Genomic DNA, 16,627 nt, shown 5'->3' on the forward strand with positions numbered 1-16,627 from the left:
GTTTGCCGGATTAACCCGGGGAAGGCCTCTGAGTCCGTAACGTTGTTCAGCGACAGGTCTGCACAGATGATTTCATGTGTGTTGCTGTCAACTGCCAGATGCAACTTTCGCCATATACGACGGCGTTCCTGGCCATGCTTTTTGACTTTCCACTCGCCTTCACCGAAGACCTTCAGCCCGGTGGAATCAATTACCAGGTGTGCGATTTCACCCCGGGTGGGCGTTTTGAAACTGACATTAACCGACTTTGCCCGCCTGCTGACACAGCTGTAATCCGGGCAGCGTAGCGGAACGTTCATCAGAGAAAAAATGGAATCAATAAAGCCCTGCGCAGCGCGCAGGGTCAGCCTGAATACGCGTTTAATGACCAGCACAGTCGTGATGGCAAGGTCAGAATAGCGCTGAGGTCTGCCTCGTGAAGAAGGTGTTGCTGACTCATACCAGGCCTGAATAGCTTCATCATCCAGCCAGAAAGTTATGGAGCCACGGTTGATGAGGGCTTTATTGTAGGTGGGCCAGTTGGTGATTTTGAACTTTTGCTTTGCCACGGAACGGTCTGCGTTGTCGGGAAGATGCGTGATCTGATCCTTCAACTCAGCAAAAGTTCGATTTATTCAACAAAGCCGCAAGATAGGTGAGAGACAGTACAATCGACTTCTGAGTTCAACTTGTCTTACCAGGAAAGCCAGCATACTTGCTGGCCTTTTTTTTGTTATAATAAACTCAGGCTTCAGCTGAATCTGTAAAATTACTGTTAATGAAACGGTATTTTAGGTTAATTTGGATGCTGTTACAGGAAGTGCGGATTTTTCCTAAATTTGTAAAAAACCTAAGAATTATCTTAATAAATCTGGTACTTAATTATTATTTTACGTAAAAAGTCTTTGTGGTTTAATGGTTATGTAAGGATTTTTTGATACCCTTATACCCGATGGACCTAAGGTCACTGACAACGATGTTCATGTAGAATCTTCGTTTCTGTAATCCCTTTTGTCCTTGTCCCAAATGATTGATTATTATAATAAAGGCTGATCGAATGCTATCTCGCAACTCACTAATACATGGTTTACGCCGAGACCAGTTAATCGGAGTTCTGACTATTTCAGAGTTTCCGGTAGTTATGGTAGAAAGCCACTTCATTCAGTCTGAGGTTATGGGAATAAAACCCGTAATTTTTAATATTGATGAGCTTCTTGTTTCTATATCCCCAATTTCCTCTCTTAAGTTCGATTGGGAGTGGGCCCCAGTTGATACAATACTCATTGAAGTTATCATTCCACCTGTAGAGTCAGACCTTGTAAGTGCAGAAAATGACTTCCTCCGTGATTCTGGTATTGGCCATATCCAGTGCGAGCCTGGCGGAGCATCAATACGACGTACAGTTACCTTCGTTGGTGGAATAACCGCTGATAACTTACTGTATCAGTTGAGGCTTATGTGCGTAAGCGCGTTAAAACTTTTAGGAGAGGAACTGGGGGATGAAGTCTAAGATTAGATATGTTTTATCTGGTTTTGTTGTGTTATGTGCATTTGCTGGAGTTTATAAAATCCTAAACAATGTTCCGGTTAAACCTGACCTTTTGGACTTCACTGGAAACACATTTAAAAAGACATCACTCTTCCTGCCATGTGATAAAAGCTCGCCTTCTTTAAACATTAAAATTGCTGATAACGAGAAAATCGTGATCAACGGCATCGCTTCAAAAGTAACTTTTGTTGAAAAGGCTGACCCCGTCAAAAGCCCTGGTTTTTGTGATGATCTTGATCTAAACAATTCTCGCCTTGTACATACGGCATCTTACAGCCTGGTGATTTCTGAAACCAAAACAGGATTTACACTATCAAATTTCAAGCATCTTGCCGATGATGAATCATTAGGCGGTATGTGGTTTTATCAAAAGTGACTTTTTATATGGCAACTTCAGACTTCGCTCTTAAAAACCATAATGTTAAAGCATTTGGTCAGGATGCAGCCCTTGTCATTGAGATGAACAATGAAGATGTTAGCTCATCAAAACCTTCACCTTTTTCAAATGAGATTGATAATTATTATCTTACATTGCACGTCGCTCCAAGGAACGCAAAAAAAGATTATGACTGGGGCTCAAACCGTTCTGTACTTCTAAAATTGTCGACGAATGAAGTTATGCAGATGGCATCTGTATTTCTTAGAATCATGCATACTTTAAAGATTGATAAGAGGAAAACCTCACATCATGGCCACGTCGTATACAAAAATATAAGCGTTACCCCAAACGAGAGGGGCGGTTTGTTGTTATCCGCAGGGATAGTTCCAGTCGATAAAGATGGCTTAAAACCCTTCATGCACATGGTCCCCGTCTCACAAATGGATTGCGTTAAAATTGGCCTCTACATACTTGGATATCTTGCTCAAAAAACGCCCTGGGTAAGCTCCGAGTCTATAATTACCGCGCTTCGCTTATCTGAAGCCAAGAATTCAAAATAGCGCATTAACATACGGAATATACGGAAAAATACAGGTTTTTTTAAATGTTATACGAACGGATATTTCTGTTTTTCATCGTAAAGTGAGTTTAATTTTGCTCAGAAAAACAGGTATTCGTCATGAGAAAATCAGGTTTAGGTTTAGCCCTGTTGTTTTCTTTAATTGCTCCGATTAAAGCGGTCTATGCTGAAGCGATTATGATTTCAGGAAAGCTACAGGCTGATTTGCCAGCCGTATCCTTTGACCCGGGGCCGGGCGACTTTGTTGCATACGTTAATTCTAACACTATCACTGCCTCAGGTGCAGGCACAGCCTGTAATGTAACGGTTGATGATCGAGCGACTTCCTCTGTTGATAACCTCGTTTGTTTTTTCGAGTGGTTACCCAATACCTTGGGATTAACTTCTAACGGCTTCACTCTTTCAGGCGTTCCCAACACCACCGGTGATTTAAAACTACCTTACAAGATTTCTTACTTCTCTGGTTCTGAACGGAAAAAAGTTGAAATAGTAAAAGGTGAATATTCAATCAAAAGTGTGGCACCGGTAAAACCAACTATCACCGGTCTTAAATCATCCCTGAACGGATTAGTCTATGACGGCTTTTCTTTCAAATCGTATTTAAAGGATGAAGCGATCAAAGATATCGCTGTTTCTGTTGAACCCCGCAATTATATTCAATACATCTCAATAGGTTCAGGCTCCGCCTGTGAAGTACCTATTGGCGGAACTTCCTGTACCATTGAAGTTGGAAGCATTAAGGCCAGTGATACAGATGAACTTTTGGGTTCACGTGATATCACAATTACAGCAAACTCTAAGAATAATTATTTCGCACCTCCTGAATCCAAAAAGCTTGTTGTTAACTGGGATTATCGGCCTCCTGTAGTAGACCATACACTTTGGAATTTTACCGATGAGGCTAAAACAATCAAAGTAGGTGGCCAGGACATCTATACCGGAGCCAAAACCGTTGCTGTGGCCGTTAAGGTACCCCAGCAAGAAACAGAAGGTGAATGGTGGCTCCCAACAGCTATGTCGCTCACTATGACTCCGGATGGCGTGTTTAAGCCGACGACTAAAGTGACTTTAGATGATGGCACTGAGATTGATTTCAAACAGTCCTGGGCAACCCCTTTACGTAGAACTTTACAGCCGGTAAGTGGACCTCAAAAAGTCGGTGATGAGTACCTCTATATCTTTGACTTAACGGATCTTATAAACGGGTCCTACGCAGCGACTTTTACAGTAGAAAATACGAGCAAAAACTCTTCTACGTACACTGAGCCTGAAAGCAAACTGATGCTGTCTGATAACCCAACGCTTATGGTTCTCAAAGATGGGCAGGTATTAACTAAACGAGCACCCGTATACTTCCTGAACGAGATTATCGTTGCAGCTTTCCAGGGGCAGGCTGGGGTTGCTGACATAAAATCAGTAACAATAGACAACAAAGTAGTTTCGTTAACACCTACAAATTATAAAGGTATTTACTACCTGCCGGTTGGAGACGATTTAGCAGTTAATTCGGATCACGAGATTACTGTGGTGGCTGAAAACCTTTATGGAAAAAACGTAAATTTCAGTACCGTGTTCACTTATCAACCTACTGGATTCACTCTTAAGAATCTGGAAAAAAACGTAACTCTTTACTCGCGCGTACGTCAGTATACGGACCTGCTTAGTCAAACAGCTGGTGATAAATGCACTCTGTTTACCACAGAGGAAAATGCGAATGCTTACCTCGCCTGGTATGGGGAAAAATCAGATGTTACAGCATGCTACCCTCAGTGGAACAATGTCCCTGATGGGTTGGAGTTCTATTTTAAAGGACGTACCCCGGGTCTAACTGGATTCTTTAATAAAACAGGTGAGAATCTGCTCGACTATCAAGTCTATATGATTAACGGGAAGGGCTCTAAAGCGGTTTCCGCAAGGAATCGCCGTACTCTGACCACACAATTACCATACAACCCGATCATCTCTTACAAAAAGAATAAAGTCATAGCAGGCATCAATCCGAACACTGCTCTGGCTTATACGACCGGGGGGGAGGCCGCTCGAATATTAGCGAAGGTGGTACCAGCTGACGTTACGATGATCGTCTCTCAAAACGGCTCTGAGGCTGTCAAAACGTCATTTAAAAATCGTTCCTCAAACAACGATGCAACGACCTTTGTACAAAGGGTCAAGGTTGCTGCTGCACCATTGTGGACAAAGAACGTCTTTGACATAGCTGTAGAATACTCAAAGGATCCAGAATTAAGAACTACAGACACCCTCAACGTATATACGGTGCCTGATTTCAATATTCGAGCATCGATGGAAGTGGATGACAAAAAAACAGCCACATCTCTTGAAGTGCCCTTAAAGGTAACAGTGGGGCGTTATAACAACTCCACACGTAAAAGTGCATTTGACCGTAAAACAATGGGAGAATGGGACGTCACGATATACTCTCAAAAAAGTGTATACGGCAAAGATCCAGAAACAGGCCGTTATAAAACTACATACGAAAGAACTGCGCTGACTGAAGCATTGCCGGTCAATGATGCGGGCATTGTCGAAACCAAGATTAAAATTGAAAATATGGATCTGGGTAATATGCGTCTGGTTGGTGTGGCTAAGGTCAGATCGCCATTCTCTGATTTTGAAATGAAACGTGAGACCAGTGCTGTAGGCATTCGAATCTATAAAGGTGAGGAACTGGAGGGTAACCTGTCGAAAAGCCTTATTATCGGAAGGATCCCACTTAGTACTCTGGTAAGCTTCAAATCTGCCAGTACGGCTAACTCTGATGCACTCGCCCCCACCGAATGGCAGCAGTCCTCTGATAATGGTCAAACCTGGACCATGCTTTCCGACATGACCGGAAAGAGAAGTGTAAGTATCAAAAAGACAGAAGTAGGAAAGTGGCTTTATAGGGCAAAAATGACTAATAAATTCACATCCAAGATTTCCTACACAGATGCCTTAACGGTAGTTACCTACAAGCAGCCTAAGCTCAGTATAGATGTTACAGACATTCTTCAGGGCTCAGATATACCTGTAACCCTGCTTGATAACGATGAACCTATACCAGCAGGCACCGCTGAGGTTCTCTGGTCAGAGGATAAAGTCAACTGGGTGCAGGGAGATACAACTTACACTGTGGCTTCAGCTGATACCCTACCGTCTACGATTTATGCCCGGATGCGTTACCTTGATTCCGATGAACTGGCAGAGGAGTCTTCATGGAAGGAAACGTCTGCTCGGTTGGCAGCCGCAAAACCCAAGCGCCTTTCTGTCTCGGTAACGGGGGTTTCAAAGGTAGAGGTTGGTCAAAAAGTTACTTTGGAAGGTAAGTTCACGAACCCTAACAGTAAGTACCAGAATGGTAATAACGTAGTTGAAGAATGGAAAACACCGGATGGCCAGACATTTAAGGGCTCTTCACTGTCTGTTACCCTTACTGAGCAAATGTTGGATAAACAGGGATATGCTGCTTTTGAATACAGTGCATGGTTAGCGGACAATAAGGAGAATACGGTTTCTACCCGTAGAGTTTCTGTCAAATCGTGGGTTTATAAATTTCCCGAGATGAAAATAAGCTCCAAACTTAAATACGACATGGCACCGACCACCCTACGCGTTGCGTTGAGCGGTATTAAGGATGGAGACTATCCTGGTGTTACTTATTCCCGTGAATGGATCTACGACAAAGAGAATCTGGTAATCACTAAAGATGAAGGTGACACCAAAGAATTTACAATTGAAAATCCTGGCAAATATACATTGATGGTTGTTTTCAAAGATAACCGAAACAATGAACAGCGTATCGAAAATACCTTTGTTGTCGATGAACAAACGCCAATGAACGTTGAGATGACACCCAAGTTCTCTAACAAATATATGAGAGCTCCACTCGATGTAACCTTAAGGTCAAACATCAAGCTATCTCATTCGGCGGACTCGATAGATACGGTCACATACAAGGTGAACGGTGAAGTAATACCCAGCGGCAAAAATTATTGGGCTCAACTGATCTCGGGTTTAAAAGAAAAGAAATACGAGATTACAATTGATGTTGTTAGTAAACTTGGACAGAGAGGTTCAGCATCTGTTGAGTTTGATGTCGTTAAAAACGCAGTGCCTAATTGTACATTGAGCTACACGGAAACCAACCTAAGCTGGAGCTTTACCAATAAATGTGATGATACTGATGGAAAAATGGTTAGATATGAATGGTTCATCAACGGCGAATTAAGGAACGTTTTCGGTAGTACGGCTACACTTTCTAAAAACCTTAACCGTGGTAAGCAGGACATAAAAGTAATTGCTTATGATGATAGTGGAGACTTTGCAACACAGCACGTGACAGTTTTCGGACCGGCTGAAGAGGCAAGTAAGTCTGAAAACACTGTATCAATACCAAGCAGTGAGTAGTTAATTTTTAAATATAAAGCCGGGACATTATGTCCCGGCTTTTTTATACCCAATAATTGGACCTTTGAAAAATTAATGTCGGAAAGTAACTTTGCTCCAAAGGCATCTTTCATGGCCGCTAACAAAGCTGCGTATACATGCTGAGGAATTAACATTCTTATAGGTGAATATTAGGTTGGTTTGCAGACTTCCGAGCGTTGAAAAACATGGATAATAATTACTTGGATAGAGGTGCATCTGCCTAGTAAAAATATTCTTCAGTGCCAGTGAGAAAAATATGAGCGACTACATACCTAAAAAGAGAGGGCTGCTTATACTGGATTGGTATGTCCCCCTTAATATTTTATTGCTGATTCTCGTTATGTGTGTCTTTTTCACCCGTTATACATTTGGATACGGTTTATTGAATGGGTGCCTGCCTGCTGATTTTTATATGATTGATCATTCGGATAAAAGTATTAAAACTGGTGAACTCATAGCATTTAACATGCCGAAATCGGTACGTTTTATCCCAGAAAATGAACGAGTCATAAAAATTGTTGCCGGTGTGGGCGGTGACAAACTTAAAGTAACAATGGATGGGGTTTATAACGGGGACAAATTTTTTGAAGCTAATGCACGTCGTATTTCGAAGAAATACAATATTCCGTCCATTTTGATTGAAAAAGAATTGATAATTCCTGAAGGCGAAGTTTTCCTAATTGGGCAAACCGATCACTCATGGGATTCCCGTTTTTGGGGAACAGTAAAGCTGAATTCAGTAATTGGGAAAACATATGCGATCTTTTAATGTAAATAAAAAATATTTACCAATACTTCCTGGACTTGCGTTATGTGCAGTTTTAAGTAATACAAATGCAAGCACTGAGTATCAACATGATGCTGACCTAATCGCTCAGCAAGCAAAAGGGCTTGGGGCACAGGCTAAAGGTGCACAGCAGCCAGATGGGGCTCTTAGCCTTGATGCTACGCTAAAATCACCAGATGTGCAGAAGTACATAGCGCAAGCTGAAGCACTCCAAAAAAACCAGGACCTGAGCAAGCAAATAAACCGTGGTTACGTCCCCGGTATGAATGCGGATAGTGTTCAAGCAGTTATAGACCATACCCAGGCTATCAGGGCCCAAAGTAATAACTCTGAAGCTGTCAACGATATAATTAGAAGACGTGATGAAATTCAAGAAAACGCCAGCCTTAATGAAGCGGCTCTGAAAGCTGTGGAAAATAAGCCGGAAGTCATGCGAGGACAATCTAAAAATATCGAAAAATTGTTTGGTTCCTCGGGCATCACAGCTGCTGACTTCGAAAGAAAAATGGATAGCACACGTGAAGAAGCACTATCAACTGAAAATGGAATAACGATCTTTGCTTCATTTAGCTTGCCGGATTATGTACTGGAAGACCTTCTACGTACGGCCTCAGAGCATAAAGCTCGTGTAGTTTTCAATGGTCTAAAGAAAGGAACTACTCGGCTACCAGAGACACAGGCAGCAATAAACCAAATGATTGTCAAAGGAAAATTTGAATCTCCTTTGATTACAATTGATCCTGATAGCTTCAGTCAGTATCAAGTAACTCAAGTACCGACAATTATTTCTAGGGAGCAAGCTCGTTTTGCAAAAATGGTAGGCTCCTTCAACGTTGAGTTTTTTCAGCGAGAACTTGCTAAAAAACCCGATCAGGATATTTTCCCGGTTGCTGGTACCACTTATCCCGTTGAAGAAAAGAGCATCATTAAAGAACTGGAAGAACGTGCACAAAAATATGACTGGGAAGGTGCAAAAAAAAGGGCCGTTTCTGACACATGGAAAAATCAATGGATGGTCGACCTCCCTCCTGCCCAGGAACACAAAGAATTTTTAATTGACCCTACAGTGAGGGTCACTCAGGACGTAAAAGATAAGCAGGGCCGTGTAATAGCTTCCGCCGGTGAGTTGATTAATCCACTTTCGAGATTTCCTCAAAACCTGACGATGATAATTTTCGATCCACTCAATCCGGGCCAGCTGGTATGGGCTGAGCAGCAGTATCGACAACGTCTGGGTAGTGGAAAAGTAATGCCAATGTTTACCCGTATCCAAAAAGATAATGGATGGGATCACCTAAATGATTTACGTGAAAAATTTAACGGTAAGGTGTTTAAAGTTAACGAACAGATCATCTCACGCTTTCAGATTAAAAACACACCTGCGCTTATAACTACTGACCAAGATAAATTCCGGATCACCCTGTTTAGCGAGGCAGAAGTCCGTGGTATCGGAGCCCCAAATCTTTCAGAGGAAAAATAAGATGAAACTCGGATTTATTATAGGCGCTCTCTTTGCAACATGGCTGACGCTAAATTATCCGGACCAGATGAGAAGTTATTTTACCAAAGCCGTCGACTATATCGAAAGTGTTGCAACATTTATTACATCCAAGTGAGCATGATGGTGAAAAAATTCAAAAAGTTACTTTTAGAGTTCATTGTAGCAGTTATGCTTTCGCTTTCTATACCGGGTATGGCTATGGCAGCAGATGCTGGAGTCCCTGGGGCTATGTGTCAGTCAGCTGGAGTGTGGCAGGGCTTGATTAAGAATATCTGTTGGAGCTGCATTTTTCCCATGAGGATAATGGGCATAGGGGCAGCTCCAGAAGGCGCTGCTCCTTCACGTCCGGGTTGCTACTGCACAGATCAGAACGGCGTACCGGAAATAGGTTGGCAATTGAGCTTCTTTCAGCCGGTGAAGATTGTAGAAGTTGTAAAGAGCCCCTGGTGCAGCCCCTTTCTTGAAGGCACGATGCTTCAAAAATCGCAGTTTGATATTGGTAAAAGCAACACAAATCAGCCAATGACAGCAACTGAAGCCGGATTTTACGATGTTCATCTTTGGGAGTTCCCAATCATGACAATGCTCAAATTACTGATTATTGGCGAGTGCACTGCTGAACCCTATATAGATGCCAGCCTGACCTATATAAGCGAAGTGGACCCTATGTGGGAAAGTGATCTGCTTACACTCGTCCTGAATCCAGAGGCAGTAGTTTTTGCAAACCCAATTGCCTCAATGGTGTGCGCTGCTGACTGTGTAGCAGTAACAGCAGGAAAGGATAATCTCGCTGCATACTTTTGTGCCGGATGCGATGGCAACCTTTATCCATTAACCGGCCACATTTACGCAAATGATGACGCTGTAAGGACGAGTTCACTGATAACCCAGCGTCTTCTGACTAAACTACATCGCCAGGGAATGCTGATGCGAACGATGGGAGCAGACGCAATGTGTGAGAAAACGTGGGAATACTTTACACCTCGTTCCCAGTATCGGCTTTCAATGCTTTTCCCAACTCCTGAGGCGAAAGGGCCGGATTGCTGTCATCGTCTTGGTGATTCGGTACATGACTGGTCAACCCTTAAAGGTGGGCGCAAAAAAATAGGCAATGATAATTATGTCTATATGTTGTGGCGTTACAATGACTGTTGCGTCAGATATATACCAGGCGCTTGATTTCTAAGGGTAAAAATAATGAAACTTAGAAAAACGATAGCTTCAACTATTATTGCATCAATGATTGCCAATACTATGAGTTGGGCTTTTTATATCTCTCTCATAAATATGGTAATGACTCCTCGTATTTATGCGGCAGACGCTATATTTGACCAGCTCGAAAGTAACTTTAATCTTGCTAATCCTAACGCAAATCGCAATGCGACAACCAGTGCTCAGGACATTGTTGAGAAGTACAAGAATGCGGATTCAGGCGAGAATGTCAGTGGGAAGATCACCGAGAAATACGTGGGTAAAGCCGAATCCGCTAATCTTAATCTCGGAAAGTATGGGGCAGGGAACTCAAATGAAAGTGTCATGAAAAATGCCGCATCCGATGGAAAGTCCATTGGTAGCGCCGTACAACTGCCGAGTATGTCTGGAGGGACAATCAATTCAAACTATACCAAGGAAGGGGCAAAGCTGCTCTCTCGGGATGCTAATGGCAACATTGGTATAAGCAGTAATCCCAATACTACTCCTGGAACCAAAACAAATACCGGAGAGATTTTCAGCTCAGAGCAAAAGCACAGCGATATTAAGTTCAATGCCGCAGATCGTTATGGGGATGAGGATGGCTTTGTAAACGATATAAAGAATCGGAAAAGCCAGTTATTTGATGCTCAAAGTTATGATGGCGTTGCCTACCGCACCCTCGTAAATGCTAACAAGGACAACCCGGCATCATCTATAAAGCCTAACGATCCCATGTTTACTGCGGGGAGAAATGAGATAACAAATGCTGTTGCTGGTACTGGAAACTGGCTTCAGAACTGTAATGTTGAGACCTCTAAAAAAACAGTAACCACACACTATCCTGATTACAAAGAGTTCTACTGTAACTCGCCTAAGCAAGATAACTTCAGCAGCTGCACGATAACCCGTGATTTTTCAGTCCCTGTTTACATTTCAGGCGGAAACGGAGACATGTCGATGTGCGGCGATAATTGTGTGCGTATATGGTTTGGTCGCCGTGATGACAACTACTGGAGTGACGGGGTATATGATAACGAACTGACATTAAAATTCCATCCGGATGCAAAATTGGCCTCAGCAAAGATTGTTAACGCGGAGTGGGATGACCACATGCGGGTAACACTTGATGGCACGCAGATTTTTGCTCACATAGATGGTGCATATCGAGAAAGTGACTATCCGGCTCCTAAGGGATCTTGGGAGTTAAAAAAATCGTGGAAACTCGACAAGGTTTACGATGTGACTGATAAGGTCAGAAAATCGGTGTATGAGGAGCCTGATCGAGAAGTGACAATGGCATCCAGAGTATGGGTTGGTGGGAAGGGTGAAGGGTATTTTGAGGTTGAGCTGACTTTTGAAAATATGAAGCTCGAAGATAAGCACGTCCAGGAACCAGCTGGTTGTTACGATGCTGTACAAGCTCCGAATACATTCTGCCGTTTCGATCGGTTTAAAGATATGGATGTTGGCACAAAACGGCTTCCGGAAAGCGTGCTTTCATTGGCAAAGCCTCTGTATGAAGGTGATAAAGGATTTCTTACCTGGAAGACAAACCTTGAAGGCTACTTTTGTGATCCATTGGCCAAAGACAAAATTTGCTCTTATGACGCTAGTGGAAAAATTATGAAAGACGCTAATGGAAAGGACCTCTGTTACAACTATGAAGAAATAAAGAGTATGCCTGATGCATGTAGTGCTTATAAAAATGATGCAGCATGTGTACTCGATAAACAAACATGTGCAGAGGGTTGGTTCGATGAGGGCACTAACAGTTGCTACATGTATGAACAGAAATACACCTGTGACAGAGGGAAGGATGTAGTTCGGGAGGTTGAATCTTCTACAAATGCCTGTGTTGGCATGATCCCATGTTCAGGTGGAACATGCGAAACTGGGCCAAAGGAAGAGAACAACGATTTTGGAAAAGTTGCGGCTTATTCAAACATGGTTCAGTACATGCAGGGCGAAGCCAAATGCGAAGACCCTAACGATGCCAATTCATGTTCCGTCTTTGAAGGAAAACCTGAATGGTGTGGTCGTTCAGTAGGCTTTGTAAATGGCCTGGCAAAGACGGACTGCTGCGAAGCACCACAGGGAACCGCAGGAGCACTTGAAGGTATCATGCTTGCCGGATCTATGATCAGAAACACAAACTGGACCAGAGTTAATGCTCAGCTAATAAAATGGACCGGCGGTGATACAGGTACATGGGCTTCTATGTCTAATGCGGTCGGAGAGTGGACTGCATCAGCTGGTAAAACAGTAGGGCAAATGTGGAACAACGTCACGAGCTCCTTAACGAGCGTATATGAAAACGTCGCTGGTAATCTAAGCAGGGCAGTTGGGTCTTCCGCAACTTCTGGAGGGGCAGGAGGTGCTGGCCAGTTGGCACAGGAAACAATGTCCAGCTTCGGTATAGGTCAGCTTAAGCAGATGGCAATGAAGAAAGCCTACGAATTGCTACCAGATACAGTTCGTGACTTTGTCTTTAAGAACGTTGCTACTACCGGAGGAGAGGTTGTCTTCTCGGCTGCGGTTCAAAACTTTATGCTTGCATTAAACGTGATCGGTTGGATTTATACAGCCTATCAGGTCACTAAAATGCTTTTAGAAATGTTGGTAGCATGCGACCAGAAAGAGATGGAAGCTTCTATTCATAAGAATCAAAAATCCTGTTTTACATTAGATACGGAACGATGCGTCAAATATCTGAATGTTGGTTTCACAAAGAAATGCGTTAAAAAAGCAACAGACATGTGCTGTTATAATTCCATGTTGTCACGCGTTATTATGCAACAAGCTTATCCGCAATTAGGAATAGACCCTGTCGCCTCTAATTGCGTGGGGCTATCAATAAAGCAAATACAGCAACTGGATTTCGATAAAATTGATCTGACGGAGTGGATTAATGATGCAGTTCAGGTAGGAGAAGTTCCTGATCAATATTCAAAATTCTCCGAAGAATCAATTGTGGAAAACTTACCATTCCAGAATGAGAACTATCAACTTCCATCAGAACGTACCAAGGAAGCAATGGGCGGTGAAGAAAATATGATAAAGGCCAGACAAGAAAATGCTCAGGCTATAAAAGAGGAAAATGTAGATTGTAGCTATTTACCTCGACCGGCCATATGTGAGGTAGGTTCAACTACGCTGGATCCGGTTACGGGCAAGCAGTTGCCGAAATATTGAAGAAGGGGCCGTTAGGCCCCTTTTTTAATTACTTGGCTTTCAATGTTTTTTCTGGGAAGCCTTTTTTACCGTATTCACCGGTAAAGAGGTAATAATCTTTTCCGTTGATGGAGGCTGCAACACCCCCTGGAGTTGTTGTATTTGGGCTATCAGAACGGAAAATGATACCCGAAAAATCAGCGCTTGTTTCGTTTCCTTTAAATGGGATGAACACATAACGAATTACAGCGTAATCACCAGCGGGAAGGTTTAGCTCAGGAATTTCGGTTCCTGTTGCGGGGCGAATCGCCTGAAAGCTGTACATTGAATCTGTAGGGAAAACATCAGCATCAGGCTTAGAGGGCAGATCACAGGTACTCCATTTATTGACGACTGCCATATCAATTTTACATGTGGCCAGAGCTGCTTTCTGTTTTTCAGGGTTGTATCCAAATGAGGCCTGAGTTGCTTTTGTATGCTCAAAAACATACTTAGCTCCCTCACGTACCAAACTTTCATCATTGTAAGGCAATTTTTTTGGATTGGGGACGAACACTAGGTATTGATTGACCTGGATGTATTCGGCGTCAGAAGAACTGTACAAAGAGCTGAGGCTCATGATCCCAAAACCTTTTAGACCGCCTGTTACGTAGCCCATCGAACTATTGATGAGATACTTAGAAAGAAAGTTGTCGGCATCCCCTCCAGGAGTAACCTCTTGCTCCTTAAAATTAACGTCGAAACCAGCAAACGAATAGGCATTCTTGGCGACAGAATCATTTGCATTAGCATGCCAGTACTGGCCGTGACTGTACGCATTCAGAGCGGTGCCTGGCGTAGTGCCGGTGTCACCGGCACAACCCGATAGGGAAAAACCAATGACGACAGAAGAGACCAGAGATACTAAACGTAAAAGTTTCATTTAAAGCCCTTTTTGTAATGTCTTTTGGAGATGGAACCATTATTCCATAGTCACGCGTTTCACAAACAACCTGATTGCATAAAAAAGGAAAAAAAGTGATTTCCAGTAGAACCAGCAGTACACAAGAAAAGCGCTTTTATAAAAATGTATAATTATTAAAACGAAGTAATGAGGTTGAAATGGGTAAGCCAACAGAAGAGCAAAGACCTGTTATCGAGAATGCTAGCGCAAACAATATGGTGATAGCAGCGCCTGGATCAGGCAAATCGTTCACCATGATAGAAGCGGTTATATCGATTCTCAAAAAGTATCCATATGCAAGAATCGGGATGGTGACCTTTACTCGCGCTGCAACAAACGCACTTGCAGCAAAGTTACAAAAGCGATTGAGCAAGAAGGATCTTGACCGGGTGCTGGTGGATACTTTTCACGGACTCGTTAAGAAGCAACTGGACATGATTCGCTGGCCGGGAAAGATGTTGATAGGGCCAGCACAGAGATCTGTCATTCACCGGGCTTTGAAAGAATCCGGTGTAACGATGAAGTTTGCTGAAGCTGAATTCGTTATTGATGCTATCGGCAGAGAAATGGATACGGATGTGATTTCAGTTCGGCATAACAGACAACAGATCCATTTGTTTAATACCTATCAGGCGTTATGCCAGAAAGACCATGTGGCGGACCTCAATGCTCTTTCAAAATTTGTTGTCGGTCAAATGCATTCGGGAAAAATGCGCACGTTAGATTTGACACATTTGATAGTAGACGAAGTTCAGGATACTGACTCTATACAATTCTCATGGATAGCATTGCATACAAGAGCTGGAGTCTATACGAGTATAGTTGGAGACGATGATCAGGCCATCTACTCCTTCAGATCCTCAGGAGGAGTCAAAATATTTCAACAGTTTGAAAAACACTTCAGACCTAACATATTTTACTTAAACACATGCTTTAGGTGTGAACCTGAAATTTTAGAGGTGGCCGGAGCACTGATAGGAAAGAATGTTTACCGTTATGCCAAAGAGTTACGCTCGGCAAAAAAGGGAGGGGGAAAGGTCACTTTTCGTTCATATGTAGATATGGAGGAACAGATACAGGGTATTTTAAGCCTTATAAATCAGGATCCACATGGATGGGCAATTCTAAGCCGCAATAATGCTCACTTGGATGAGCTAGAAAGTTTGATCGAACAGCCAGTAATTCGTTACGGAGGTAAATCATTCTGGGATGAAAAAGAAACAAGCGATGTGTTAAGCCTTATGGCCTTTTTCCGACAATCAAATGATCCTCGCTTAATGAAGAGAGTATTGGCATTGTTTGGAGAACAGGAATCAGTTTTGGATGAAGTGGCATTGAGTATGAGAGGAAGAAAAGTTACTTTTGGCGACCTTGCCATCCCGGAGGACAGTTCTCTCGAAACAAAAACATTACATTCAAACTTCGTGCGCTTTACCCAGGAAAGTTCTGATAAAGTTGAGATAGCAAAACGTTTCGCCAACCTTACGAAATGGATGGAATCGTCGTCAATCAAGATGAGGAGTAATAAAGGTACAGCAACCTTAACAAAAATTGCTTTAGACACTTGTAAACAGTGGGCAGAAAAGACTGGTTGGATGAATATGATAAATCGTGCTGCTGCAATGTCATTAGGCCCTAGGAAGAAGGACGAGGAATACAGCCCAGAGAAAGTAGTCCTATCAACCTTGCATGGTTCAAAGGGTCTTGAGTGGAATAAAGTAATAATAATGAGTTGTAATGCGGATCAGATACCAAGTAAAAGATCAGTTGGGGAGGAGGCAATAGAAGAAGAAAGACGTTTGCTTTATGTTGGATTTACGCGTGCAGAAAAGCAACTTTTTGTAATGTGGTATGGTGATCCTTCTTTCTTTTTAAGAGAATGCAGTGAAGAAAAGATAAAAGAAGCAGCTAATATTCGAATTTCTCCACTTTATACAGAATAATTCGATATGGGCATTTACTTATGCTTAAAGCTATAGTATAAAAACAATGAGCTTAAATATCAGCTCCCAAATTTGAGTAACTTTGCTTAAAGTTACTTTCGCGTTAAGCGTTGATTTAGCCGTGAAAAGCGGCCAGCTTAAACAAGCTGTAAGACACCACCGGCAAAATGTCACCT

General features: G+C 42.6%; 11 protein-coding genes. 9 read left to right on the plus strand and 2 right to left on the minus strand.

What is annotated here, in order from left to right:
* A partial coding sequence (locus tag ACOT0L_RS17205) for an IS5 family transposase (protein WP_191153311.1) occupies positions 1–593 on the minus strand: 593 nt, incomplete at its 3' end.
* 443 nt (positions 594–1,036) lie between these two features.
* On the opposite strand from ACOT0L_RS17205, the gene hdtA reads away from it, so the two are divergent.
* The 8 genes from hdtA to trhN all read left to right on the plus strand — a co-directional run bounded on the left by hdtA (position 1,037) and on the right by trhN (position 13,586).
* Positions 1,037–1,489: a H transfer determinant A gene (hdtA, locus tag ACOT0L_RS17210; protein ID WP_000952689.1), complete on the plus strand. Its 453-nt coding sequence runs from the start codon at positions 1,037–1,039 to the stop codon at positions 1,487–1,489.
* Positions 1,479–1,904 carry a hypothetical protein gene (locus tag ACOT0L_RS17215; RefSeq protein ID WP_000836981.1) on the plus strand — a complete coding sequence of 142 codons (426 nt, stop codon included), beginning with the start codon at positions 1,479–1,481 and terminating at the stop codon, positions 1,902–1,904. The genes hdtA and ACOT0L_RS17215 overlap by 11 nt, the downstream gene beginning before the upstream one ends.
* An 8-nt stretch (positions 1,905–1,912) precedes the next feature.
* Complete coding sequence (locus ACOT0L_RS17220) at positions 1,913–2,467, plus strand: plasmid transfer protein (RefSeq protein WP_000235773.1); 555 nt, start codon at positions 1,913–1,915, stop codon at positions 2,465–2,467.
* Positions 2,468–2,586: 119 nt separating this feature from the next.
* The gene (rsp, locus tag ACOT0L_RS17225; RefSeq protein ID WP_001232109.1) at positions 2,587–6,891 is read left to right on the plus strand and encodes an IncHI-type conjugal transfer protein RSP; all 4,305 of its coding nucleotides are present in this window, start codon (positions 2,587–2,589) and stop codon (positions 6,889–6,891) included.
* A 277-nt stretch (positions 6,892–7,168) separates the two neighbouring features.
* Positions 7,169–7,681: an IncHI-type conjugal transfer protein TrhF gene (trhF, locus tag ACOT0L_RS17230; RefSeq protein ID WP_001286760.1), complete on the plus strand. Its 513-nt coding sequence runs from the start codon at positions 7,169–7,171 to the stop codon at positions 7,679–7,681.
* A complete protein-coding gene (locus tag ACOT0L_RS17235; RefSeq protein WP_001256132.1) occupies positions 7,668–9,179 on the plus strand; it encodes a TrbC family F-type conjugative pilus assembly protein in 1,512 nt (503 codons plus the stop codon). Before trhF ends, ACOT0L_RS17235 begins: the two co-directional genes overlap by 14 nt.
* Positions 9,180–9,323: 144 nt before the next feature.
* A complete protein-coding gene (gene trhU / locus ACOT0L_RS17240; RefSeq protein WP_181231580.1) occupies positions 9,324–10,379 on the plus strand; it encodes an IncHI-type conjugal transfer protein TrhU in 1,056 nt (351 codons plus the stop codon).
* An 18-nt stretch (positions 10,380–10,397) separates the two neighbouring features.
* Entirely contained in the window at positions 10,398–13,586 is a 3,189-nt protein-coding gene (gene trhN, locus ACOT0L_RS17245) for an IncHI-type conjugal transfer protein TrhN (protein ID WP_000776701.1), read from the plus strand.
* 28 nt (positions 13,587–13,614) lie between these two features.
* Here trhN and ACOT0L_RS17250 read toward each other — a convergent pair whose 3' ends face one another.
* On the minus strand, positions 13,615–14,487 hold the full coding sequence (locus tag ACOT0L_RS17250; protein WP_000771834.1) for a hypothetical protein: 873 nt from the start codon (positions 14,485–14,487) through the stop codon (positions 13,615–13,617).
* A gap of 179 nt (positions 14,488–14,666) precedes the next feature.
* Here ACOT0L_RS17250 and trhI point away from each other — a divergent pair, with 179 nt between their 5' ends.
* A complete protein-coding gene (gene trhI / locus ACOT0L_RS17255) occupies positions 14,667–16,451 on the plus strand; it encodes an IncHI-type conjugal transfer helicase TrhI (protein ID WP_000517885.1) in 1,785 nt (594 codons plus the stop codon).
* Positions 16,452–16,627: the final 176 nt, after the last annotated feature.

It is taken from the genome of Enterobacter cloacae complex sp. XAL002 (genome assembly GCF_049236805.1).
Lineage (GTDB): Bacteria > Pseudomonadota > Gammaproteobacteria > Enterobacterales > Enterobacteriaceae > Enterobacter > Enterobacter intestinihominis.

Excerpts from the sequence above, each read along its gene's own strand:
- hdtA (WP_000952689.1), top strand. The coding sequence starts at position 1,037 with ATGCTATCTCGCAACTCACTAATACATGGTTTACGCCGAGACCAGTTA.
- ACOT0L_RS17215 (WP_000836981.1), top strand. The coding sequence starts at position 1,479 with ATGAAGTCTAAGATTAGATATGTTTTATCTGGTTTTGTTGTGTTATGT.
- ACOT0L_RS17220 (WP_000235773.1), top strand. The coding sequence starts at position 1,913 with ATGGCAACTTCAGACTTCGCTCTTAAAAACCATAATGTTAAAGCATTT.
- rsp (WP_001232109.1), top strand. The coding sequence starts at position 2,587 with ATGAGAAAATCAGGTTTAGGTTTAGCCCTGTTGTTTTCTTTAATTGCT.
- trhF (WP_001286760.1), top strand. The coding sequence starts at position 7,169 with ATGAGCGACTACATACCTAAAAAGAGAGGGCTGCTTATACTGGATTGG.
- ACOT0L_RS17235 (WP_001256132.1), top strand. The coding sequence starts at position 7,668 with ATGCGATCTTTTAATGTAAATAAAAAATATTTACCAATACTTCCTGGA.
- trhN (WP_000776701.1), top strand. The coding sequence starts at position 10,398 with ATGAAACTTAGAAAAACGATAGCTTCAACTATTATTGCATCAATGATT.
- ACOT0L_RS17250 (WP_000771834.1), bottom strand. The coding sequence starts at position 14,487 with ATGAAACTTTTACGTTTAGTATCTCTGGTCTCTTCTGTCGTCATTGGT.
- trhI (WP_000517885.1), top strand. The coding sequence starts at position 14,667 with ATGGGTAAGCCAACAGAAGAGCAAAGACCTGTTATCGAGAATGCTAGC.